Genomic DNA, 21,929 nt, shown 5'->3' with positions numbered 1-21,929 from the left:
CAACAGCTGGGAGTGCACGGGGGAGTGCCCTCTGGGGGCGCATTTAACACCAAGGCCAAGGCCGGTGCAATCCTTGTGCAGGATTGCACCGGCCAGGGGAGCAGGCCAAGGGATCAGGCAGGCGTGGCGCCCGCCTCCTGTTCGCTTGGCAGGGTGAGGCGAGCCGAGTCGGGCAGGGCATCATCCTGCGGCCAGTTGGAGCGGATGGCATCAGTGGTGCTCTCCACCACCGCATCATCCTTGAACACCGGCTCGCGGTAGCAGCGAGTCAGGCGTAGCGCCTGATACATATCGGGGCAGAGGATGATCCCCTCATCGCCCACCCGCACGCCTGCCTGCTTTAGCCAGTGGGTCATCTGGCCGTGGCGACCCGCCATCACCATATGGATGCCGCGCCGTTTCAGCTCTTTGTGCAGCTCTCCCACCATGCTCATCACGCTGATGTCCTGATGGGTGAAGCAGGCGACAGCATCGATCACCAGACACTTGGGGGCTCGGGGATCCTGCACCAGCAGGGCCAGCACCCGCCGCTTGAAATAGGGTGCATTGAAGTAGGTGAGCGGTGAGTTGAAGCGATAGACCAGAATACCCGGGATCGCCTTGGCCTGTTCGTTGTCCCCCAGGGTACGTACTACCCCCTCGTCATCCATGCCAAGCAGCTGGTCGGTGGGGCGCATCACATTACGCAGGAACTGGAATAAGCCCAGCAACACGGCGAGGGTGATCCCGGGGATTACCCCCATGGTAAGCACGCTGATAAAGGTGACCAGCGCCAGCCAGAAGGCGGAGCGATCGGAGTGACGAAGGGCCCAGAGGCCACGAAAATCAGTGAGCGACAGGGAGGCCATCACCAGTACCACCCCGAGGGCGGCGGTCGGGATGTATTTGAGCGGCGCCGTCAGATAGAAGGTGATGAGGGCGATCACCGCCGCGGCGATGATAGAGACCAGCTGGCTCTTGCCGCCGTTGGCGTCGTTGACCGCGGTGCGTGAATCCGCCCCGCTGATGGCAAAACCCTGTGAGACCGCGGAGGCGAGGTTCGCCATACCGAGGGCTCGAAACTCTTTGTCTGCGTCGATTTCGTAACCGTTTTTGGCTGCAAAGCTGCGAGCGGTCAGCATCATGGAGACGAAGCTCACCATGGCCAGGTTAAGGGCGGGCAGTACCAGCTCCCGCATCAGGCCGGGGGGAAATTCCGGCATCTGGAACGCGGGCAGGCCGGAACCCACCGCCCCCAGGGTGGCGATATCAAACTGGCCGAGATTAAAGCCCCACACCAGCGCAGCGGTCACCACCATGGCCACCATGGAGGAGGGCCATGCCGGTTTGTAGCGCTTGGCCAGCAGCAGGGTGAGCAGGGCTACCAGACTCATGGCCAGGGTCGGCAGATGGGTCTGGGTGATATAGGTGGCGCCGCTGGCGATCCGCTCGATGAGGTAACGTTCGCTGAAAGTGAAACCGAAGATCTTGGAGAGCTGGCCCACCATGATGGTGATGGCCACACCATTGAGCAGCCCCATCAGGATCGGGCGGGAGAGAAAGTCCGCCAGCACCCCCAGCTTGAAGCGGCTGGCAATCAGGCACCAGAAGCCGGTCATGGCGGTCATGGTCATCACCAGTTGCCAGTGACGGGTGGGGTCGCCTGCGGCCAGCGGCGTTACCACGGCGGCGATGACCGCACAGGTGGCGGCATCAGGGCCGACGATCAGCTGGCGGGAGGTGCCAAACAGGGCATAGACCAGCATGGGCAGGATGCAGGAGTAGAGGCCGACGATGGCACCCACCCCGGCAAGCTCGGCATAGGCGATGGCGACGGGCAGCGCCACTGCCGCCACCGAGAGTCCGGCGCGAAGATCTGGCATCAACCAGGCGCGCTGGTAATGCAGCAGGGCGGCGAGGCCCGGTAGCCAGCGTTCGAGAGAGAAGAAGTCGCGCATTATTTAACCCATTGAGTTACAACCAGCTTTTCCCCTAGTGTGCCCAAGGTTATCGAAAGATTGCAATCAGGTTATGGCCAGTTTACCTGAAGGTCAGGCCAGATAGCCTGCCAGCGTTTCTCCTTGATGCGCTGGGTAAAAATCTGTTTGTCCTGGCGACATTTGGGGTTGGCACTCACTTGCAGCGACCAGTTGATGGCAAAGCCGTAGGGGGCAAGCCACTCGAACTCGCCATCCCGGGTGAGGCGTACGCCGATGCAGGTGGGCACCTCGACCCAATGGCTGAGCGCCTCAAGGCTGCTGGCAAACGGCGCTACCAGCTGGCGAGTATGCATGCGGGCCTGATTGCGCACCTCCCACTGCTGGCCGGGCAGGCGTTTGGCGAGCCAAGCTTCGTGCTCCGCTTCGGCCAGCCCTTGCGGATCGGTTTTATCGAGATAGATAAGGTCGATATCGTTGAGCGGGGTGGGCACCGCCTTGTGGTGAAGGTGATCCCAGATGAGGTTGCGGATAAAACCGGCCCCCAGCGCCCAGTCGGGCAGATTGAGCTCGGCCGCGGCTTGCAGGCAGGCCATCCGCTGCGGATCGGCCCGCAGCAGGGCTTCTGTTTTGGCTTGGAATTGCTGTTCGAGGACGGTGTTCAGAGGTTCAGTTGTTGGCATTGCGGCGTAACCAGACATCAATGTAGCGACAGCTCGGCACTATAGTGAGCCCCTCCGCCTGAGTCCAGTTGAAGAAGGCGCGCGCCAGCTGATCGGCAATCCCCTGCACCCGCAGCTCGGGGGGGACGAAAGTACTGTAGGCGTCGATGGTCTTGGCATCGAGGCGCCGGTAGCGCAGTCTCGACTCTTTCCCCTCAACCATACAGATAAACTGTTGCTGGTTGGCCTGATGAATAATCTCGCTCATGGTGGGCACCTCTGGCATCAAGATGGTGTTGTTGGCACAAGATAGCGGTTAGCCAAGGTATAGAACAGATAATGAGAGCCCGTGGTCAATATCATCCCCCTTTGACAGAGGGCGCATCGATATCGCGATGTAGATCAAGGTGCCCGATGGTGAGTCGGGCACCGCGTTAGTGTCAGCACAAGATTATTGGCAAAGGGGAGGGATCAGACCCAGGCTCGCTCCAGCAGGGTGAGTAACTGCTCACGGTCGGCGTCCTTGCGATTGAACAGCAGGGCACCGTCGTTGACCGCCAGATCGCGGATCTCGGTCAGTAGTGAGCGATCGCTTACCCCTGCCTCGCTCATGGTGCGCGGCAGCTTGACCGCTTGCCACAAGGTGTCGCGCAGGGTGCGAATAGCTGTGATGGTCGCCTCCGCCCGCTGATGGGCCGGGGTGGCAGCAAAGCGCTCTGCCCCCACCAGCGGCAACAGCAGCCGGGCCAACTCGCTATCCACCTCGGGGCGGTTGTAGTCGAGCACGGTCGGCAAAAAGAGATTCATGCATAGCCCGTGGGGCAGATGGCAGCGGGCTCCCAGACTGTGGCCGAGGGCGTGCACCAGCCCCACCATGGAGTTGGAAAAAGCCATGCCAGCCAGCGTGGAGCCTTCCGCCAGTTGCAGCCGCAGCTGTTTGTTTTGCGGGTCGTGGATGATTTGCGGCAGGGCGCTGGCGATCTTCTCCACCGCCATCAGGGCCAGCGCATCGCTCACTGGGTTTTTCGCTGTGCCGATAAAGGCCTCGATGGCGTGGGTCATGGCGTCCATGGCGGTAGCGGCGGTGATATTGAGGGGCAGTCCCTGGGTCAGGCGCGGGTCGAGCACCGCCAGCTGGGGCAGCAGGAAGGGGGAGGTGAAGGGCACCTTGCGCCCGCTCGCCTCATCCTTTATCACCGCAACCAGCGTCACCTCTGATCCTGTGCCCGCCGTGGTGGGCACCACCGCCAGCGGCTTGAGGGGACGGGTCAGGCAACCGGCGCCCGAGTAGTCGAGCAGATGATCCCCCCCCATGGAAGTGAGAATGTTGACCGCCTTGGCGGTGTCGATGACCGAGCCGCCCCCCAGCGCCACCAGACTGTCGCAGTCGAGCTCGCGATAGCGTTTGGCGATCCGCTCCACCACGGCGGTGGAAGAGTCGGCCGGGATCTCGTCCCAGATGGCGGCGACCGGCAGCTCCCCTTCGGCCAGCACATTGGCCAGCAGGGTGGCAAGGCCGGTGGCATTGACCCCCTTGTCGGTCAGCAGCAGCGGGCGACAGGCCCCGAGGCTGGCCAGCTCGCTGGCCAGTTGCTCCAGCGCCTGTTCACCGGCCAGCAGTTTGACCGGGCAGAAGAAATCGTAATAGCGGCTCATTTCAAGGCTCCTTGCGCGTTAGCCGGTCACCAGACCCAGATAGATGTTGCAGGCCCGGCCGATCTTGTTGGTCGGGGCGGGATAGTGGCGCAGCAGCGGCCGCGCGATAAAGGCGGGCAGGATCAGGGACTGCAACTGCTCAAGCCCCCGCACCAGATGCATGGCGACGGTCAGATCCCCCTCCACCAGCAGCCGGTTTTCGCCAAATGCCTGATTGACCCCGAGCCGAAAGCTCAGGGCGCGAAAGGCGATATTGGGGTGTTTGAAGCGCACCCGTAGCGGATGGATGGTGGCATGGGGGGCGACAGGCGCACCGGGATACCAGCGGCCACCCTGCTTGTGCATGTTCATGGCGTAGCCGATGCCGCCTACTTCGAGGCGAATAGCCAGCCCGTCCGGCAACGGCGCCAATTCGCGGCGTACCGCCTCATCGGTGCGGGCGGCGCGGCAGAGGGTACGACCCACCACCCAGAGCAGAGTGGTGATCCAGAGGCGGCGGCCAAGGGCGGCCGCAGGTTCAAACATCCGTGTTTGCATGGGGATTGGCTCCTGAGATGGCTGACCAGAAGAGGGCGAACGCACTGGCTTGCCAGTAGTCGTCCTCTCCCAGCTCCGGTTGATCGACAAACAGTGATGCGCAGGCGAGGAACTGGCCTTGACACACCTCCAGCAACAGTGGTGCGGGAGCCTGCATCAGCTCGCCGCTGGCCTGTCCCTTTGCCAGCAGAGCAGGCAGAAAGCGCAGGGCATCGTTCAGGATCTGGCTGCGGGCCGGTCTGGCCAGCAGCGGAGAGTGAAAGAAGCCCAGCACGAATTTGAGCTCATTGGGATGCGCGAGCATCCACCCCATCGCCAACTGCCAGTAGTGGCGGGTCTGGTCGTACAGCGGCAGGGTGGGATCTGCTTCATGGATGGCGCTCCCCATCCGGGTCTTTACATCCTGATAGAGGGCGAGGATCAGCGCCTCCTTGCTCGGAAAGTGGTGGAACAGAGTGCCGTTGGCCACCCCGGCCGCCTTGGCGATACGGGCGGTGGCGGCCCCCTGCAGGCCATCTTCGGCGCAGAGGGCGAGGGCGGCATCCAGGATCTGGCGGCGCTTGTCGGTCATGGTTTGTGGCTGCGGGATAGCCTGCTTCATTGTCATCTCCATCAGCGCAGGAAGAAGGCCATCATCAGCTTCTGGATCCAGCTGTGGTAGGGGGGATGGATCAGGGAGCCGGTGGTGAACTTGCCGCGGGTCAGCACGGTTTTTGCCTTGGAGAAGGTAAGAAACCCCTCGTGGCCGTGGTAGTGGCCCATGCCGGAGGCGCCGATGCCGCCAAACGGCACATCGTCGGCAGCCACCTGAAACAGGCTCTCGTTGATCGCCATGCCGCCGGAGTGGGTCTCCCGGGTCACTCGCGCCTGCAACTCGGGATCGAAGCTCATCAGATAGAGGGCCAGCGGGCGGGGCCGCTCGGCCACATAGGCGAGCGCCTCCTCCAGGGTGTCGTAGGGGATGAGCGGCAGCAGCGGCCCGAAGATCTCCTGCTGCATTACCTGACACTGACCCGGCACCCCGGTCAGCAGATGGGGCACCAGCAGGCGACGCTGGTCGTCGCGGGCCGGGCTGCCACAGGGATGGAGCTGGGCACCCGCCTGTTCGGCTTCATCGAGCCAGCTGACGAGACGTTGATACTGGCGGTCGTTGATGATGGCGCCGTAGTCGGCGCTATTGAGCCCCTGCGGGTAGAGCTTGCTGAAGTGGCGGCGATAGGCGGCGATAAAGTTATCCACCTCGCTGCGGGGCAGCAGCACATAGTCGGGGGCGACGCAGATCTGCCCGGCGTTGAGGCTCTTGCCGAAGATCATCCGCTCGACCGCGGTGGCGACCGGCATGTCGGGGGCGATGAGACAGGGGCTCTTGCCACCCAGCTCAAGGGTGAGGGGGGTGAGCTGGGGCGCGGCGGCGGCCATCACCAGCTTGCCCACCATGGTGGAGCCGGTAAAGAGCAGGTGATCGAACGGCAGTGAGCTGAACGCTGCCGCCATCTGGGCATCTCCCTCGATGATGGCGATCTCGTTTTCGTCAAACACGCTGGTGAGCATGGTGCGCAGCACGGCGTTGGTATGAGGGGTGAACTCGGAGAGTTTCAGCATCGCCCGGTTGCCCGCCGCGATGGCGGTGATGAGGGGGCCAAGGCTCAGCATCACCGGAAAGTTCCACGGCACGATAATGCCGACCACCCCGAGCGGCTGGAAGTGCACCTCCACTTTGGCGGGGGCCAGCAGCAGGCCGGTGTGACGGCGGTGGGGCTGCATCCAGCGTTTGAGCCGCTTCTGGGTGTAGTTGATCTGCATGATGCAGGGCAGCACATCGGCGATCAGGCTGTCGTAGTGGCTGCGCTGACCATAATCTGCCGCCAGCGCCTTGCACAGCTGTCCCTTGTGGGCGAGCAACGCCTGTTTGAGTTTGGTCAGCTGCGCCCGGCGCTCGGCCAGGGTAGGCATGGGGTGAGCCAGACTCGCCCGCTTGAGCCGCGCCAGCTGATCCGGCAGGGACATCTTGATGGCGAGGATATCCTCAGGAGTGTGTTGAAGCTGCGCCGCACCCATGTTGTTCTCCGCATGAAAAATGACCGACTGATTAGTCGGTCTAAATCTAGCTGTTTGTTACCGGAATGTAAAGCTGGCAAGCTGTCTGCCGTTCACCATGAGCCGGACGCAAGAGAGAACTGTGTGTCTCCCCACACTTTTGTGGTTTGCTCGTTGGTGACTTATCTAATAAGGGGTAGTTTTTGGCTATTAACCTACACGGAGAGAGCACTATGACCAGGGAACTGAACAGCTTGTTGGCCCGGCTTGAAGATGTGGTTGAGCGGATGCCGGATTGCTTCAACACCTACGAATTCGCCCAGAAGCTGGCACTGCAATATCAGCCGGAATTCTTTGCCGCGGGCCACTCTCTGGCCGAGCACGAGGGCAAGGTACTGCGGGTGCTGCACCAGAAGATCGCCGAAGCGCTGGCGGGCAGCGAGATGGTGATTGAAGGGGCTCTGCTCCCCTGCGTCACCCCCTGGGGGGAGAAGGCGACCTCACCGCGTTGGCACCGCAAGCACTGAGGATCCGGTCAGGCAGATCACTGCCAGATAGCAGATAACGAACAACGATAAAGGGCGCGGCGCTGGCAACAGGGCCGCGTTTTTTATGCTAATTGTCGCCAGCAGCGCCCCCGCTGCCGGGAGCAAAGGCCCGCTCTGTGATCCCATGCCGGGATATGGGGCCGTCAGCCGGGTAGACTCTCCCTTTTGTCGCAGGGTTTGTCACCGTAGGAATTTCTCATGACCCATAAAATCATTCTGGATACCGACCCGGGTATCGACGATGCCATGGCCATCCTGTTTGCCGAGGCCCACCCCGCCATCGAGCTGCTCGCCATCACCACTGTTTTTGGTAACGCCACCATCGACAATGGCACCCGCAACGCCCTCTGGCTCAAGCAGAAGTACGGCATGAAGGCGGATGTGGCCAAAGGTGCTGCCGCCCCGTTGCTGCGCGAGCCGGTTGGCCCCACCACCATAGTCCACGGCCCGAGCGGCTTTGGCGATATGGAGGCGGGGGAGGTGACTATCGCTCCGGATCCTCGCCCCGCTTGGCAATATATTGTCGAGGCGGTGAAAGCCGCGCCGGGGGAGATCACCATAGTCACTATCGGCCCGCTGACCAATCTGGCGCTGGCGCTACAACAGGCGCCCGAGATCGTCTCGCTGGTGAAACAGGTGGTAGTGATGGGCGGCGCCTTTGGCGTCAACGGCCATCGTGGCAACGTGACCCCCTATGCCGAGGCCAATATTCACGATGATCCCGATGCCGCCGACCGGGTCTTTACCGCCGATTGGCCTGTGGTGATCATCGGGCTGGACGTGACCCAGCAGAGCTTCTTCAGCAGCGCCTATCTTGATGAGCTCAAGGACAAGGCGGGAGAGCCGGGCCGTTTCCTGTGGGATGTGAGCCGCTTCTATCTGCGCTTCTACTCCGAGAAACTGGGGCTCTCCGGTTGCCACGTCCACGATCCGTCCGCCATCGCCTATGTGATTGATCCGACCCTCTTTACCCTGCGCGAGGGGCCGGTACGGGTTATCACCAGCGGTCCGGCCATCGGCCACACCCTGCAAAAGTTCGATGGCAAGCGCCACTCCCACGATGACTGGGCAGCCTATCGTCCGCAGCAGGTCGGGGTGGCGGTGCGTGATGAGGCGCTGCTCGCTCTCTATCGCGAGACGCTGGTGGGTTGGGGCAAGGATTGCTGAGCAAAGGGGCGCTATAGCGCTGAGGCGGGGGCTGTGATCGGCGCCAAACAATCGGGGCGCATGGCCGCTTATACTGCCTGATATCAAGACTTTGGGAGGGATGAAGATGGCCTGGATTTCCTTGATCGTAGCGATTGCGCTGATCTGGTGGTTGATGAAGCTGGGGCGTGGCGCCCTGTTCGAGATCCGCCTTGCTCCCGGCAAGGTGGTGGTCAAGCAGGGCAAGGTCTCACCCGCTTTTATTGACCATGCCAAACAGATCCTGCGCCACGATACGGTACGCGGTCGCATTGTGGGGCAGCGCGATGGCGATGGTGTGAAGTTGATCTTCTCCCGCTCTATCCCCGAGCCGGTGGCCCAGCGGTTTCGCAATATCTTCCCCTATGGCGATTACCGCCAGCCAACGGCGCCACTGCCGGGGCCAAAATCCCGCAAGGGATAAGCACCGGAACGTGGTTAATCAATAGCAAACGGGCCTCCAGTGGAGGCCCGTTTTTTATGGCACTTGGCCAAGAGAGGGCTGACAGCCCTTACTCCTTGCCGTGCAGCTCGCGCTGGGCCTTGACCGCCGCTGCCTTGACGGCGGTGCCTTGATTGCCCCAGGAAGCGCGCAGGGTGTTGACCAGCTCGGCCACCTGTTCGTCGTTGAGAGCCCAGCCATAACCCGGCATATGGTAGCCGATATGCCCCTGCGTAATGGGCGTCTCGGCACCGTGTAGCAGCACGTTGATCAGGCTCGACGGATCGCCCGCCAGCACGGTGCGGTTGTTCACCAGCGAGGGAATGACGTGGTCATTGCCCTGGCCGTTGACCCCGTGACAGGTGGAGCAATACATGGCGTAGTCCGCCTTGCCGCTGGCACTGGCATAGGCACGGGCCCCTTTCTCCGCGACCGGCTCATCTTTCAGATCGGTGAGATAGGTGGCGATGCTGGCCAGATCGGCGTCGCTGAAATACTGGCTGCTGTGAGTGATCACTTCCCCCATGGGGCCCGCGACCGCTTCATGCTGGCTGCGGCCGGTTTTCAGCAGATCGATCAGCGCCTGCTTGCTGTAACGGCTGCCGCGAATGTCGGGGGCATACCAGCCATCCAGCGCCGCCCCGCTTAGGTAGACAGGGTCCGCCTCAGTCAGCGCTTTCTCCTGCATGCCAAGCCCGCGCGGAGTGTGGCAACTGCCGCAGTGACCGGCACCCTGCACCAGATAGGCGCCACGGTTCCACTCTTCGCTCTTGCCCGCCACCGGGGTGAAGCGGCTGTCGTCGTGGTAGATCCAGTTCCATCCCATCAGCGGCCAGCGCATGTTGAGCGGCCAGGGGATGTCGCTCTCTTTGTTGGCGATGGCCAGCGGTTGCACCTCCTTCATCAGGTAGTGATAGAGATCTTCGAGATCCTTATCGCTCATCTTGGCGTAGGCGGTGTAGGGCATGGCCGGATAGAGGTGATGGCCGTCGCGGGCCACCCCTTCACGCATCACCTTGATGAACTCCGGCAGGCTGTAGTTGCCGATACCGTGGGTCTTGTCGGGGGTGATGTTGGTGGCAAATACGGTGCCGATAGGGGTCGGGAATCCTTTGCCGCCTGCCAGCGGCTTGCTGGTTTCGCTGGTGTGACAGGCGGCGCAATCGCCCAGCTTGGCCACGTATTCCCCTGCCGACATGGCGGGGGCTGCGTGGGCGGCAAGGGCGGGCAGCGCCAGCAGCAGGGCGCTGGCAGTCAGTGACAGGGCGCGGCTCATTGGGCACCTCCCTTGCTCATGGCAACCAGCTCGTTGACGGCGCGCCACGCTTCGTCGATGGCGGCGTGGGCGTAGGGGCTCCAGCCTGCATCCGAGTTGGCGATGGTGATGTTGCCGATCGGTTGGCGACCCAGCTCGATCCACTTCTCGCACTGCTCCTCGTCATCAAACAGGGTGTTGGTGATATAGGAGTAGCCGTGAGACCAGCGGTTGACCGTGATGGCGAGGATATCCTGCTCATGGTTGAAACCGGCGCTGCCGAGCATTCCCTGCAGTTGCTCGCGGATCATCTGCTCGTGCTGCTCGAATGGCATGCCGAGGATCATGGCGCGCCCCTTGCGGGACTGCTCGCGTGCCGACAGGCCGCTGCCCGGCAGGGTCGGTACATAGACCATGTGCAGGCACATGGGCTGATCCGGGTTTTTGGGATGCTCATAACCACCGAGGTTGACCGGATAGTCGAGTTTGACCCGACTGTAGGGGGCTGCGGGGGAGTAGACCTCGTGCACCCCCAGCTTGACGAATGCTTGCCAGTTCTTGATCACCACCTTGGTGTAGACCAGCGGCGCCTTGACGTTCTGGCGCAGAGCCTCCTTCTGGGGCTCCGGCATCTCGGGCACCATATAGGGGATCATCATGTTGTAGCCCGCCATGATCGACTGCTTGGCCCGTACCCGATGCAGCTTGCCCTCTTTGATGTAGGTGACATCCACCGCCAGCTTGCCATCGGCGAGGCGCACGTTTTTAGCCTGTAGCGCCGTGCTGCCAAGACGCAACCGTACCTTGTGCTCGGGCAGGTCGAGTTTGCTGTAGTCAAACTTGGCCAGTACCACATCCTGCATGGTGTGACCCGGCGCCACCTGCGGAATGAGCTTGCGTACCATCAGGCGGGTGAGACCGGCGTTGCCATCGGGGAAGTGGAAGATGTAGGGATCGTCCAGCTCCGCCTGCTCCTCGGCATCAAGCGGCGTCAGATTGAGGCCGTCGAAACCCGGCAAGGCGCACAGACGCGCATCGGCGCAGGCGGTGGCGTCGATGCCGACCGCCTGGAAATCGTTGGTGCGCTGCTGGAAGTAGGTGATTGCCCGCTCGCTGAGACCCACTTTATCGCGCAGGAAGGTGGTGTAGCTGTTGCGAGTCACCCACTCGTCCTGCTGCTCGCGGGTCATGCCGCTCAGGTAGTCGATCTTCGATTCGTGCAGGGCCAACAGGGCGGCCTTGTCGGCATCATCGAGGGGGAAGTCACCGATAAATTCTGCCAGCGGCCGGCCGTTCAGGCGATCGCGCGGGATATCGTCCGCCACGTTGTGGCCCGGATCCCCGTTCACTATCTTGTTGACGCCAAAGTGCTTCTCGTCGAAATAGACGCCGCGGCTGAGCCCCAGATCCGGATAGAAGGTCTGCTGGAAACCGGCGGCCAGCTCGTCGATGTTGACCTCCAGCGCCTTGAGCAGACCGAGTGCCACCGGGCTGTAGACCGAACGCGGTGATTGCAGGGACTCACTGCCGCCGTAACCCAGACGCAGGCCATCGGGGGTGGTGAACTCGTTGCGCTTGGCGTGGCCGCCGAAGTCGTCGTGGTTGTCGAGTAGCAGGATCTTTTTATCCGCGCCGAGCAGTTGCTGATAGAAGCAGGCGGCGGCCAGACCGCTGATCCCGGCGCCGACGATCACCAGATCGTACTCCCCCTCAAGGGGAATATTGGCAAAATCATACTGCTTGCCGTCACGGGCGATGCTGTGGGCCGGTTCGAAAGAGCCCGGGTGGTTGCCGCGCAGGCCGGTGAGGGCGGGCGGGTAGGCCAGGGTTTTATCCGCCAGCGTGCTGCCGCCTTCGGCAGCCTTGAGCAGATTGATGGGGGCGACGCCTGCCGCAATGGTGATGGCAACGCCGTTGAGAAAATCTCTGCGTGTAATACTCATGGCAATACCTGCTGTATGAAAAATGGAAAAGCACAGAGTGGAATGGGTAGCTGACCAGCAGCAAGAGGACGCAACCTACCGCCATATTCGCATGGCGTCTATATAGTTTGATAATAACTTATTAAACAAATTATTCAAACAAGGGGCCAAGTGACAGACTTGTTCTGGTTAGCCGATTTTAAAAATAAATGCAGCATAAATATAGGGCAGCTATCTGTGGGTGCATTTAACTATGTAAATGCAGATGTATTTAATTGGTCATTTATCATCGTAGCCAGCAGCTGTTTATTATTCATGCTGGAGGGCGAAATTTTAGCCTCATATATCCATATACTATGTGGGGTTTGTTGGTAGTTTAGTGTGCAGAGTTCAACTGTAATTTGAGATGGCAGTTCTGTTGATTAATTATAGGGAAAAGCACTATTTATAGTGACTTGGATGGTTGATTAACAATTTTCACATGCGTTCGCCAAGTTTTGCACAATCTCGGGATTAATTTTTCATGTTGTTTACATGTTCTGGTTCTGATCACAATGTTGCCCGTTTTTACAACTTTAGCCTGCGACCATAAGGACACTGCATGAGACCTTTTGAATTAAAGAGGGGCTTGGGTGCTTTGCTGTTGCTCGCATCGGCCAGCTTGCTGACCGGCTGCGACATGGCCTTGATGAACCCCAAAGGGCAGATTGGTCTGGAGCAGAAATCACTGATATTAACCGCCTTGGGGCTGATGTTAATTGTGGTGATCCCTGTAATTATTATGGCTGTGGTCTTTGCCCGCAAATACAGGGCATCAAATACCAACGCTAAATATACTCCGGATTGGTCTCACTCCAATAAAATTGAAGCGGTTGTGTGGACCGTGCCAATTATTATCATCGTCATCCTGGCAACCATTACCTGGAAAACGTCCCACGAACTGGATCCTTACAAACCGTTGGATTCTACGGTGAAGCCGATCCAGATTGATGTTATTTCCCTCGACTGGAAATGGCTGTTTGTCTACCCAGAATTAGGGATTGCCTCGGTCAATGAATTAGCATTCCCGGTCAATACCCCCGTCAATTTCCGAGTGACTTCAGACACAGTCATGAACTCTTTCTTCATTCCCAAGCTGGGCGGGCAAATTTATGCCATGGCAGGTATGCAGACCAAGTTGCATCTCATTGCCAATGAAGCAGGCGCGTATGACGGTATCTCCAGCAGTTATAGCGGAGCCGGTTTCTCGGGCATGAAGTTCAAGGCGATTGCCACGCAGGATCAGGCCGGTTTTGATGCCTGGGTTGCCAAAGTCAAGGCCTCTCCCAAGATGCTGACCACCATGGATGAGTTCAATGCGCTGGCCAAGAAGAGCGAAAACCACCCGGTGGAGTATTTCTCAAGTGCCGATCCGGCCCTTTTCGTCAAGCTGATCAACAAGTTTATGGGTGACATGGGGCATGGCGAGCACAAGGGGATGACCCATAAAGCCCCCTCAGAGCATGGCGCCGCCATGAATCACGATGACATGGCACATATGCAGATGGACCATGCCGCTATGGCGCATGACGGGCAGAAGGAGCATGCCGGACATATGAACGCGCCGTTAGATAACAAGGCTGTGCAAGCAGGATCCGAGGAATAACCGATGTTTGGAAAATTAACACTCGATGCCATTCCGTTCCATGAACCCATCATCATGGTGACGGTAGCCGGTATCATTTTGGGGGGGCTGGCCGTTGCCGGCCTGATCACCTATTTCGGCAAGTGGCAATATCTGTGGAAAGAGTGGCTTACCTCGGTCGACCACAAGCGTCTTGGGGTCATGTATCTGATCCTGGGTATGGTCATGATGCTGCGCGGCTTCGCCGATGCGGTGATGATGCGTACCCAGCAGGTGATGGCTTCGGCTGGTGGTGACGGCATTTTACCGCCGCATCACTACGACCAGATCTTCACCGCCCACGGGGTCATCATGATCTTCTTCGTGGCCATGCCACTGGTGATCGGTCTGATGAATATCGTCGTGCCGCTCCAGATCGGTGCCCGTGATGTGGCTTTTCCCTTCCTCAACAACATCAGCTTCTGGTTCACCGCCGCCGCCGTAGTGCTGATCAACGTCTCCCTCGGGGTCGGTGAATTCGCCCAGACCGGCTGGCTGGCCTATCCGCCCCTCTCCGGGCTGGAGTACAGCCCGGGGGTCGGGGTTGATTACTGGATCTGGAGTCTGCAGATCTCGGGTCTGGGTACCTTGCTGACTGGCGTCAACTTCTTCGCCACCATCATCAAGATGCGCGCTCCTGGCATGACCATGATGCGTCTGCCGGTGTTCACCTGGACGGCTTTGTGCTCCAACGTACTGATCATCGCCTCCTTCCCGATCCTGACCGTTACCATCGCCCTGCTCACCGCAGACCGCTATCTGGGTACCCATTTCTTTACCAATGACATGGGTGGCAACATGATGATGTACATCAACCTGATCTGGGCCTGGGGCCACCCCGAGGTTTATATCCTGGTGTTGCCGGTATTCGGGATCTTCTCCGAAGTGGTGGCCACCTTCAGCAAGAAGAAGCTGTTCGGCTACACCTCGCTGGTATGGGCGACCATTGCCATTACCGTGCTCTCCTTCATTGTCTGGTTGCACCACTTCTTCACCATGGGCTCGGGCGCAAACGTGAATGCCTTCTTCGGCATCACCACCATGATCATCTCCATCCCGACCGGGGTGAAGATCTTCAACTGGTTGTTCACCATGTACCGTGGTCGCATCGAGTTCACCTCACCCATGTTGTGGACCGTCGGTTTCATCATCACCTTCACCATAGGTGGCATGACAGGGGTACTGCTCTCGGTGCCGGCGGCCAACTTCGTGTTGCACAACAGCCTGTTCCTCATCGCTCACTTCCACAACGTCATCATTGGTGCCGTGGTATTTGGCTGCTTTGCAGGAATCACCTACTGGTTCCCCAAGGCGTTCGGCTTCACCCTGAATGAAACCTGGGGCAAGCGTGCTTTCTGGTGCTGGATTATCGGCTTCTTTGTTGCCTTCATGCCGCTTTACGTACTGGGCTTCATGGGGATGACCCGCCGCATCAGTCAACAGCTGGATCCGGCCTTCCACCCCTGGCTGGTGGTAGCCGCCTGTGGTGCCGGCCTGATTGCCCTTGGTGTCTTGTGCCAGGTGATCCAGCTGGTGGTCAGCATCCGTGACCGCGAGCAGAACCGTGATGTGAGTGGTGACCCCTGGGGTGGCCGGACGCTGGAGTGGGCGACCTCTTCACCGCCGCCCTTCTACAACTTCGCCATCGAGCCGAAGATCACCGGTCTGGATGCCTTCTGGGAGGCCAAGCAAAACGGTTCAGCCTATCAGCAGCCCAAGCAGTATGCACCGATCCACATGCCCAAGAACACCGGGGCAGGGGTGATCATCGCGGGCTTCAGCGCCGTCTTTGGCTTTGCCATGATCTGGCATATCTGGTGGATGGCCATCCTTGCCTTTGCCGCCATGATTGGCAGCTGGATCATCCACAGCTTCAACGATGACGTGGACTACTACGTCCAGGTTGACGAGATCACGCGCATCGAAGATCAGCATTTTGCCAACATTAACAAGGGGGCGTGACGCTATGGCGACCGACGTTCTACATCACACTCACGAGAGTGCCTATGACCATGGGCACCATGATGCCGGTGCCAACAAGGTGTTTGGTTTCTGGATCTACCTGATGAGTGACTGCATTCTGTTTGCATGTCTGTTTGCAACCTATGCGGTTCTGGTCAACGGCACTGCCGGCGGTCCGAGCGGCAAGGATATCTTCGAACTGCCGTTCGTATTTGCCGAAACCATGCTGCTGCTGTTGAGCTCCATCACCTTCGGTTTTGCCATGTTGGCGATGAACAAGAACCGGGTGTCTACCGTCAATGGCTGGTTGCTGGTGACCTTTGTGCTGGGTGCCGGTTTTATCGCGATGGAGATCTACGAGTTCCATCACCTGATCGCAGAAGGTTACGGCCCGGATCGCAGTGCCTTCCTCTCAGCCTTCTTTACCCTGGTTGGTACTCACGGTATCCACGTGACCAGTGGCCTGATCTGGATCATCGTGATGATGGTGCAGGTGGCCAAGAAGGGGCTGACCGATCGCAACCGCTCCCGCCTGATGTGCCTGAGCCTGTTCTGGCACTTCCTCGACGTTGTGTGGATCTGCGTCTTTACCGTGGTCTATCTGATGGGAGCAATGTAAATGAGTCATTCCGTTGATTCTCACGGCGCCAGCCACGGCAGCGCCAAGAGCTACCTGATCGGCTTCGTGCTGTCACTGATCCTGACTGCCGTACCGTTCTGGATGGTGATAGATGGCTCCGCCTCCCACACCACCGTGCTGGCCACCGTGGTTGGCATGGCGGTGGTGCAGATCTTCGTGCATCTGATCTACTTCCTGCATATGAATACCTCGTCTGAAGAGCGCTGGAACCTGGTGGCACTGGTCTTTACCGTGCTCATCATTGCCATCGTGGTCGTGGGTTCCCTGTGGATCATGTACAACCTCAACATCAACATGATGGTCCACTGAGCAGGCTGGCAATGATGAAGCAATACCTGCAAGTGACCAAGCCGGGCATCATCTTCGGCAACCTCATCTCGGTGATCGGGGGATTTCTGCTGGCTTCAAAAGGAAGCCTGGACCTGCCCCTGTTCATTCTGACCATGGTGGGTGTTTCGCTGGTGGTGGCCTCCGGTTGCGTGTTCAACAACTACATCGACCGGGACATCGACTGCATCATGGAGCGCACCAAGAACCGTGCTCTGGTGAAGGGGCTGATCGCCCCCGGCGTATCGCTCTGGTACGCCACCGCGCTTGGCATGGCGGGCATTGCACTGCTCTATTGGGCGGCCAATCCGTTGGCCGCTCTGCTGGCGGTGCTGGGCTTCATTGTCTATGTGGGGGTCTACAGCCTCTACATGAAGCGTCACTCGGTCTACGGCACCCTGGTGGGCAGCCTCTCCGGCGCCGCGCCGCCGGTCATCGGCTACTGTGCGGTGAGCGGTCAGTTCGACTCGGGGGCCTTGATCCTGCTGGCGATCTTCAGCCTGTGGCAGATGCCGCACTCCTATGCGATCGCCATTTTCCGCTTCAAGGATTATCAGGCGGCCAACATTCCGGTGTTGCCGGTGGTGAAGGGAATTTCGGTGGCCAAGCACCACATTACCCTCTACATCCTGGCCTTTATGGTGCCGACCCTGATGCTGTTCCTCGGCGGTTACGCCGGCTACAAGTATCTGGTGGTGGCCACTGCGGTGAGTGTCTGGTGGCTGGGGATGGCGCTGTCGGGTTACAAACAGCTGGTTGATGATGCTCTCTGGGCGCGCAAGCTGTTTATGTTTTCCATCGTCACCATTACCTGTCTGAGTGTCATGATGTCGGTAGACTTCCAGCCAGAGGCCGAGCCTGTGGCGCTGGTGAGCATGTTGCTCCGATAGTGTGCGTTGCTTCCGATTGCACGAGATCCAGAGCCGGGAACCTTCCCGGCTCTGTTATTATGGGGCCGCCCATCGGGTACTTTTCCCCTGTGTAGGGTGTGGCATGGTGCGTGTCGGCCACCCCTTGACTCTTCCTTGTTCCCTGAACTATCGAGGCCATCATGAATGATTTCACCATGACGAGGGGCGAGCGCCGTGCCACCTGGGCGCTCGGCTCCGTCTTCTCTCTGCGCATGCTTGGCATGTTTATGGTGCTGCCGGTGTTGACTACCTATGGCATGTCGCTGGCCGGTGCCTCCGAGGCGCTGATTGGCCTGGCCATCGGCATCTACGGCATGACCCAGGCTTTGTTCCAGATCCCGTTCGGTTTGCTTTCCGACAAGGTGGGCCGCAAGCCACTCATCATCGGCGGTCTGCTGGTGTTTGCTCTTGGCAGTGTGATCGCTGCGCTGACTCACTCTATCTGGGGCGTGATCCTCGGCCGCGCCCTGCAGGGGAGCGGCGCTATCTCGGCGGCCGTGATGGCGCTCTTGTCGGATCTCACCCGCGAACAGAACCGCACCAAGGCGATGGCTTTTATCGGGGTGAGCTTTGGTATCACCTTCGCCATTGCCATGGTGACTGGCCCCCTGATTACTCATGCGCTGGGACTCTCCGGCCTGTTCTGGCTCATCGCCCTGCTGGCGCTGGGGGGCATCGCCGTCACCCTCTGGCTGGTGCCGACACCGACAACTCATCTGCTCAATCGAGAGTCCGGCATGGTCAGGGGCGGGATGCGCACTGTGCTGACCAATCCGCGCCTGCTCAAACTCAATCTCGGCATTTTGTGCGTGCATACCCTGTTGATGTCGAGCTTCGTGGCGTTGCCGCCGCTGCTGGAGCAAGCGGGTCTGCCTCGGGACAGCCAGTGGCAGGCTTATCTGGTCACCATGCTGATCGCCTTCGTCAGCGTTGTGCCCTTCATCATCTATGCCGAGACGCGCAGAAAGATGAAGTTGGTGTTCCAGATCTGCGTGCTGGTGATGCTCAGCGCCGAAGTGGTGCTGTGGCAGGCTGGCCTGCAGTTGTGGGGCCTGCTCGCCGGCCTGCAGCTCTTCTTCATCGGTTTCAACGTGATGGAAGCGCTGTTGCCATCCCTGATCAGCAAGGAGTCGCCACCGGGTTACAAGGGGACGGCCATGGGGATCTACTCCACCAGCCAGTTTATCGGAGTGGCTATCGGTGGCAGCCTGGGGGGCCTGCTCTACAGTCTGGGTGGTGGCGCCCTGGTGTTTGGCGGCTGCTCTGCGCTGGCCCTTGTCTGGCTCGGGGTCAGCCTCACCATGCAGGAGCCCCCCTATGTGAGCAGTCTGCGCATCCTGTTACCGGAAGGGGTGGAGGCGAGCCCTGCACTGGAGCAGAAACTCCGTGCCTGCGATGGGGTGAACGATGTACTGCTGGCACGGAAGGAACGTTCGCTCTATGTGAAGGTGGACAGCAAACGGGTCAGTCGCCAGGATCTGGAGCTGCTGGTGATCGACGCCGGACACTGATCGCGCTAAGCTCGGTTCGGATCTGCAACTACTTGTTTTTGAAAACAGTCTGGAGGCGCAATGAACTGGTATCTCTCGGTCCTCAAGCAATATGCGGTATTCAGCGGACGGGCCCGTCGCACCGAATACTGGATGTTTGTGCTGTGCAACGTCATCGTCATGCTGTTGCTCGGCATGGTGGACAAGCTGATTGGCGGCGACAAGGAGCTGATCAGCTCCATCTATTCGCTGGCTGTGCTGCTGCCCTCGCTGGCGGTGGCGGCCCGTCGCCTGCACGATACCGACCGCAGCGCTTGGTGGCTGCTGCTCGGGCTTATCCCCATTATCGGTACTCTGGTGCTTATCTACTTTATGGTTTGCAACGGTCAGCAGGGACCAAACCGCTTCGGTGATGATCCCAAAGCGGCCCCCTCGCAGGGTTTTATCGTCAGCTAACGGGCGCGGCTTGGCCAATCATCGGTCAATAAAAAGAGAGGGAGGCATCACGCCTCCCTCTCTTTTTCGTTTTGATGGCCGATCAACGCTCAATCAGCGGGGCGGAGCGGTAGCTCCACATGCCGTAGGTGCGCAGGGCGTCGCGGTAGATGCCGAGCAGCTCGCTCTCGCTCGGGGTGGCCAGCTCCTCGAGGGGCTTGTCAGGGTAGCTGACGCTCGCCACCTTGATGTTGGCTGGGCCAATCTGGTCGCAGGCGATTTCCAGCACCGTCTGACCGCGGCGCACATGGCTGGCTGAGCTCACCAGCACCGCATAGTCAATCTGGTGGCGGGCGAGGGCATAGGCGCTGTAGAGGGCGTTATCCACCGTGCTGGTGGCGTAGTTCTCTTCAATCAGGCGGCTGCGATCGATGCCGTGGTTGGCCAGCCAGTCGGCCATCAGCTTGCCCTCGGTCTGGCGGTTCTGGGGCACGCCGCCGGTCAGGATGATCAGCGCTTCCGGGTCGGCCTTGGCCAGCTCAAGGGTGGTTTGCAGGCGGCCCAGCAGGATCTTGTCCATGCTGCCGTCGGGATTGAGGGCGTAGCCCAGGGTGACGATGGCGCGTTTGCCCTCCCTGCTGGCCTTGACCTGATCCTCGGTTAGTTCGGTCTGCAGCGGGGCGGCGGTGATCCGCTGCACCCGAGCGATGATCTCCTCCAGATCGGCAGCGCGGCCACTGTTGCGATCCGCCACTTTCGCCAGATAGCTGCGGGAAGCCTCCTTGTTACCCTTCACCAGCTGCCAGATGGCGAGATAGCTGTTGATGTCGAGATCATCGGGGGCGACGGCCTGCGCCTGCTCCAGCAAGGTGATGGCGCGGCTCAGGTTGCCGTTGTAGATCTGTGCGTTGGCCGCCGAGATGAGCAGGTCGGTGCGGTAGGGCTCAAGCTGGTAGGCGGCCAGCAGCCGCTCGGTCACCAGCTCCATATTGCTCGGCATTTTGGCGGTAAAACCGGCGTGGGAGATTTTGGCTGGCGACTTGTAGATCTGCAGCGCTTCGCCGAGCAACATGTCCACCGCCTGGCGTTTGCTGACCAGGGTATTGAGGTCGTGCTCCATTTGCATCGAGCTCTCGGCCGCTTGCAGGGCGAGGGGCGAGAGCGCCAACAGGCCGCCGAGGGTGAGGGCAAGAAGGGTCTGTTTCATCAAAAGGTCCTCTGTCGGGCTGAATCGCGCCGTGGGCTCCGGTTTGCGGGCCGATGGGATAAGGCAAATGTGCGTCAATTCAGTCTGTTAGTGCCAAAGAGAGGGCAATATAGCAGCTAACGGTGCGGCAAACTGTGAGTCGGGGCGGGTCGTCGGGGGATGCCACACCTGTGGCCGCAAAAATGGCCGCAAAGGGTCAGCTGCCATCTGAAAAGGGCAGGGGGGGCGTGACTCCCCCTGCTGGGAGGGGCGCGGGCCCCTCCCTCTATCGCGATTCAAGAGAGATGGAGTGTCAATCTATCTGCTGATAAGTATTCGCGGTCAGTTCCACATCTGGGAGACGCGGGCTTCCAGCGTCTCTTGCTGCTCTTCGGGCATATCGCTGAAGAAGTTGAGCCGGGTTTGCTCCTCCACCTCACGTACCGAGACCCGGTAGTCGGCGATCTGGCTGATGGGCACCTCTTCCTGCGGCATGATAAAGGCGATGGCCTGCAGTCTGGCCGGGTCCATCACGATCTTGTAGTAGGCGCTCGGGATCGCCACACCCTGACCGATGGACTCTTCAGAGCCGGTAAAGATGGGGCCGGTGATCACCTGCACATCCTTGCGGGAGACCGCCCACTTGTTCACCTTGTCCTCCAGCACGCGCCACGCCTTCTGGTTGAGCACCCCGATCTGCGGTGTCATGTTGCTCAGCAGGAAGCTCTCTTTCATGGTGTTCTTGTTCGATTTCATGTCCCCCGCCGGGGCCTGATGGCCACGGTCGTAGCCCGAGCCCTTGTAGTCGGAGAGGGTGGCGCGGTAGGCGACCGGGATCTCCCTGTCCTCGGCGAAGGCATCCTTGCGGGGCACTGTGCCCTGTGCGCTCTGGGCGGTCATTCGGTAGGAGACCCAGTCCGCCACCTTGTAGTCGTAGTTGTAGCCGACGGCATACCCTTCACGGCAGAGCTTCTGATCCGATTCGGAGGGGAGGCCAAAGCGCACGTGCTGGCCGCATTCCCAGTGGGCGGCCAGCAAGGGGGTGGCAGTGAGGGTGAGGGTAACAGCCAGAACCAATTTATTGATTTTTATCATTTTTGTGATGCTCCAGTTTAGTAGGCGGAGCCATTTGACATGAGATCTGACCAGCGCTTC

21 protein-coding genes are annotated in these 21,929 nt (G+C 60.0%); 10 read left to right on the top strand and 11 right to left on the bottom strand.

The annotated features are described in order from the left end of the window. Positions 1-113: 113 nt before the first annotated feature. The 7 genes from G5149_RS04845 to G5149_RS04815 all read right to left on the bottom strand — a co-directional run bounded on the left by G5149_RS04845 (position 114) and on the right by G5149_RS04815 (position 6,829). Entirely contained in the window at positions 114-1,937 is a 1,824-nt protein-coding gene (locus tag G5149_RS04845; protein WP_194495774.1) for a SulP family inorganic anion transporter, read from the bottom strand. Between the two features lie 71 nt (positions 1,938-2,008). Next, positions 2,009-2,599 carry a nucleotidyltransferase family protein gene (locus tag G5149_RS04840; protein WP_202005573.1) on the bottom strand — a complete coding sequence of 197 codons (591 nt, stop codon included), beginning with the start codon at positions 2,597-2,599 and terminating at the stop codon, positions 2,009-2,011. Further along, positions 2,586-2,846 carry a GNAT family N-acetyltransferase gene (locus G5149_RS04835; protein WP_005347229.1) on the bottom strand — a complete coding sequence of 87 codons (261 nt, stop codon included), beginning with the start codon at positions 2,844-2,846 and terminating at the stop codon, positions 2,586-2,588. Before G5149_RS04835 ends, G5149_RS04840 begins: the two co-directional genes overlap by 14 nt. Before the next feature lie 203 nt (positions 2,847-3,049). Beyond that, entirely contained in the window at positions 3,050-4,234 is a 1,185-nt protein-coding gene (locus G5149_RS04830) for an iron-containing alcohol dehydrogenase (RefSeq protein ID WP_421211838.1), read from the bottom strand. 18 nt (positions 4,235-4,252) lie between these two features. Then, complete coding sequence (locus G5149_RS04825; RefSeq protein ID WP_005361659.1) at positions 4,253-4,771, bottom strand: hypothetical protein; 519 nt, start codon at positions 4,769-4,771, stop codon at positions 4,253-4,255. Beyond that, the gene (locus G5149_RS04820; RefSeq protein ID WP_216978413.1) at positions 4,752-5,372 is read right to left on the bottom strand and encodes a TetR/AcrR family transcriptional regulator; all 621 of its coding nucleotides are present in this window, start codon (positions 5,370-5,372) and stop codon (positions 4,752-4,754) included. The genes G5149_RS04825 and G5149_RS04820 overlap by 20 nt, the downstream gene beginning before the upstream one ends. Before the next feature lie 11 nt (positions 5,373-5,383). Beyond that, positions 5,384-6,829, bottom strand: a complete 1,446-nt coding sequence (locus tag G5149_RS04815) for a coniferyl aldehyde dehydrogenase (RefSeq protein WP_368171789.1) — start codon at positions 6,827-6,829, stop codon at positions 5,384-5,386. A 212-nt stretch (positions 6,830-7,041) separates the two neighbouring features. Between G5149_RS04815 and G5149_RS04810 the strand changes: the two genes are divergently transcribed. From G5149_RS04810 to G5149_RS04800, 3 genes are all read left to right on the top strand, one after another. Beyond that, the gene (locus G5149_RS04810; protein ID WP_005353197.1) at positions 7,042-7,335 is read left to right on the top strand and encodes a hypothetical protein; all 294 of its coding nucleotides are present in this window, start codon (positions 7,042-7,044) and stop codon (positions 7,333-7,335) included. Positions 7,336-7,554: 219 nt separating this feature from the next. Then, positions 7,555-8,523, top strand: a complete 969-nt coding sequence (locus G5149_RS04805) for a nucleoside hydrolase (RefSeq protein ID WP_368171788.1) — start codon at positions 7,555-7,557, stop codon at positions 8,521-8,523. A gap of 106 nt (positions 8,524-8,629) precedes the next feature. Further along, the gene (locus tag G5149_RS04800) at positions 8,630-8,965 is read left to right on the top strand and encodes a DUF3634 family protein (protein WP_005347215.1); all 336 of its coding nucleotides are present in this window, start codon (positions 8,630-8,632) and stop codon (positions 8,963-8,965) included. Positions 8,966-9,053: 88 nt separating this feature from the next. Here the strand turns inward: G5149_RS04800 and G5149_RS04795 are convergent, their stop codons facing one another. Beyond that, complete coding sequence (locus G5149_RS04795) at positions 9,054-10,259, bottom strand: c-type cytochrome (protein ID WP_421211834.1); 1,206 nt, start codon at positions 10,257-10,259, stop codon at positions 9,054-9,056. Next, entirely contained in the window at positions 10,256-12,181 is a 1,926-nt protein-coding gene (locus G5149_RS04790) for an NAD(P)-binding protein (RefSeq protein WP_421211832.1), read from the bottom strand. The genes G5149_RS04795 and G5149_RS04790 overlap by 4 nt, the downstream gene beginning before the upstream one ends. Before the next feature lie 580 nt (positions 12,182-12,761). On the opposite strand from G5149_RS04790, the gene cyoA reads away from it, so the two are divergent. From cyoA to G5149_RS04755, 7 genes are all read left to right on the top strand, one after another. After that, on the top strand, positions 12,762-13,805 hold the full coding sequence (gene cyoA, locus G5149_RS04785) for a cytochrome o ubiquinol oxidase subunit II (RefSeq protein ID WP_005347211.1): 1,044 nt from the start codon (positions 12,762-12,764) through the stop codon (positions 13,803-13,805). Positions 13,806-13,808: 3 nt separating this feature from the next. Continuing rightward, positions 13,809-15,785: a cytochrome o ubiquinol oxidase subunit I gene (gene cyoB / locus G5149_RS04780; protein ID WP_216978418.1), complete on the top strand. Its 1,977-nt coding sequence runs from the start codon at positions 13,809-13,811 to the stop codon at positions 15,783-15,785. 4 nt (positions 15,786-15,789) lie between these two features. Next, on the top strand, positions 15,790-16,404 hold the full coding sequence (locus G5149_RS04775; protein ID WP_421211829.1) for a cytochrome o ubiquinol oxidase subunit III: 615 nt from the start codon (positions 15,790-15,792) through the stop codon (positions 16,402-16,404). Then, positions 16,405-16,734 carry a cytochrome o ubiquinol oxidase subunit IV gene (locus G5149_RS04770; RefSeq protein WP_216978420.1) on the top strand — a complete coding sequence of 110 codons (330 nt, stop codon included), beginning with the start codon at positions 16,405-16,407 and terminating at the stop codon, positions 16,732-16,734. Positions 16,735-16,745: 11 nt separating this feature from the next. Continuing rightward, the gene (gene cyoE / locus G5149_RS04765; RefSeq protein ID WP_216978421.1) at positions 16,746-17,642 is read left to right on the top strand and encodes a heme o synthase; all 897 of its coding nucleotides are present in this window, start codon (positions 16,746-16,748) and stop codon (positions 17,640-17,642) included. Positions 17,643-17,803: 161 nt separating this feature from the next. Beyond that, positions 17,804-19,174, top strand: a complete 1,371-nt coding sequence (locus G5149_RS04760; RefSeq protein WP_421211827.1) for an MFS transporter — start codon at positions 17,804-17,806, stop codon at positions 19,172-19,174. A gap of 60 nt (positions 19,175-19,234) precedes the next feature. Next, positions 19,235-19,609, top strand: a complete 375-nt coding sequence (locus tag G5149_RS04755) for a DUF805 domain-containing protein (RefSeq protein ID WP_216978423.1) — start codon at positions 19,235-19,237, stop codon at positions 19,607-19,609. 82 nt (positions 19,610-19,691) lie between these two features. Here the strand turns inward: G5149_RS04755 and G5149_RS04750 are convergent, their stop codons facing one another. Both G5149_RS04750 and G5149_RS04745 read right to left on the bottom strand, forming a co-directional pair. Further along, positions 19,692-20,795 carry a YdcF family protein gene (locus G5149_RS04750; RefSeq protein ID WP_111899504.1) on the bottom strand — a complete coding sequence of 368 codons (1,104 nt, stop codon included), beginning with the start codon at positions 20,793-20,795 and terminating at the stop codon, positions 19,692-19,694. A gap of 321 nt (positions 20,796-21,116) precedes the next feature. Further along, complete coding sequence (locus G5149_RS04745) at positions 21,117-21,869, bottom strand: DNA/RNA non-specific endonuclease (protein ID WP_421211825.1); 753 nt, start codon at positions 21,867-21,869, stop codon at positions 21,117-21,119. Positions 21,870-21,929 lie beyond the last annotated feature (60 nt).

Source organism: Aeromonas sp. 600479, assembly GCF_049175515.1.
GTDB lineage: Bacteria > Pseudomonadota > Gammaproteobacteria > Enterobacterales > Aeromonadaceae > Aeromonas > Aeromonas veronii_A.
This window is presented reverse-complemented; position numbering and strand designations above follow the sequence as displayed.

Excerpts from the sequence above, each read along its gene's own strand:
- G5149_RS04825 (WP_005361659.1), bottom strand. The coding sequence starts at position 4,771 with ATGCAAACACGGATGTTTGAACCTGCGGCCGCCCTTGGCCGCCGCCTC.
- G5149_RS04845 (WP_194495774.1), bottom strand. The coding sequence starts at position 1,937 with ATGCGCGACTTCTTCTCTCTCGAACGCTGGCTACCGGGCCTCGCCGCC.
- G5149_RS04810 (WP_005353197.1), top strand. The coding sequence starts at position 7,042 with ATGACCAGGGAACTGAACAGCTTGTTGGCCCGGCTTGAAGATGTGGTT.
- G5149_RS04760 (WP_421211827.1), top strand. The coding sequence starts at position 17,804 with ATGAATGATTTCACCATGACGAGGGGCGAGCGCCGTGCCACCTGGGCG.
- G5149_RS04745 (WP_421211825.1), bottom strand. The coding sequence starts at position 21,869 with ATGATAAAAATCAATAAATTGGTTCTGGCTGTTACCCTCACCCTCACT.
- G5149_RS04830 (WP_421211838.1), bottom strand. The coding sequence starts at position 4,234 with ATGAGCCGCTATTACGATTTCTTCTGCCCGGTCAAACTGCTGGCCGGT.
- G5149_RS04815 (WP_368171789.1), bottom strand. The coding sequence starts at position 6,829 with ATGGGTGCGGCGCAGCTTCAACACACTCCTGAGGATATCCTCGCCATC.
- G5149_RS04820 (WP_216978413.1), bottom strand. The coding sequence starts at position 5,372 with ATGAAGCAGGCTATCCCGCAGCCACAAACCATGACCGACAAGCGCCGC.
- G5149_RS04835 (WP_005347229.1), bottom strand. The coding sequence starts at position 2,846 with ATGAGCGAGATTATTCATCAGGCCAACCAGCAACAGTTTATCTGTATG.
- G5149_RS04790 (WP_421211832.1), bottom strand. The coding sequence starts at position 12,181 with ATGAGTATTACACGCAGAGATTTTCTCAACGGCGTTGCCATCACCATT.
- cyoB (WP_216978418.1), top strand. The coding sequence starts at position 13,809 with ATGTTTGGAAAATTAACACTCGATGCCATTCCGTTCCATGAACCCATC.
- G5149_RS04795 (WP_421211834.1), bottom strand. The coding sequence starts at position 10,259 with ATGAGCCGCGCCCTGTCACTGACTGCCAGCGCCCTGCTGCTGGCGCTG.
- cyoE (WP_216978421.1), top strand. The coding sequence starts at position 16,746 with ATGATGAAGCAATACCTGCAAGTGACCAAGCCGGGCATCATCTTCGGC.
- G5149_RS04800 (WP_005347215.1), top strand. The coding sequence starts at position 8,630 with ATGGCCTGGATTTCCTTGATCGTAGCGATTGCGCTGATCTGGTGGTTG.
- G5149_RS04750 (WP_111899504.1), bottom strand. The coding sequence starts at position 20,795 with ATGAAACAGACCCTTCTTGCCCTCACCCTCGGCGGCCTGTTGGCGCTC.
- G5149_RS04840 (WP_202005573.1), bottom strand. The coding sequence starts at position 2,599 with ATGCCAACAACTGAACCTCTGAACACCGTCCTCGAACAGCAATTCCAA.
- G5149_RS04755 (WP_216978423.1), top strand. The coding sequence starts at position 19,235 with ATGAACTGGTATCTCTCGGTCCTCAAGCAATATGCGGTATTCAGCGGA.
- G5149_RS04805 (WP_368171788.1), top strand. The coding sequence starts at position 7,555 with ATGACCCATAAAATCATTCTGGATACCGACCCGGGTATCGACGATGCC.
- cyoA (WP_005347211.1), top strand. The coding sequence starts at position 12,762 with ATGAGACCTTTTGAATTAAAGAGGGGCTTGGGTGCTTTGCTGTTGCTC.
- G5149_RS04775 (WP_421211829.1), top strand. The coding sequence starts at position 15,790 with ATGGCGACCGACGTTCTACATCACACTCACGAGAGTGCCTATGACCAT.
- G5149_RS04770 (WP_216978420.1), top strand. The coding sequence starts at position 16,405 with ATGAGTCATTCCGTTGATTCTCACGGCGCCAGCCACGGCAGCGCCAAG.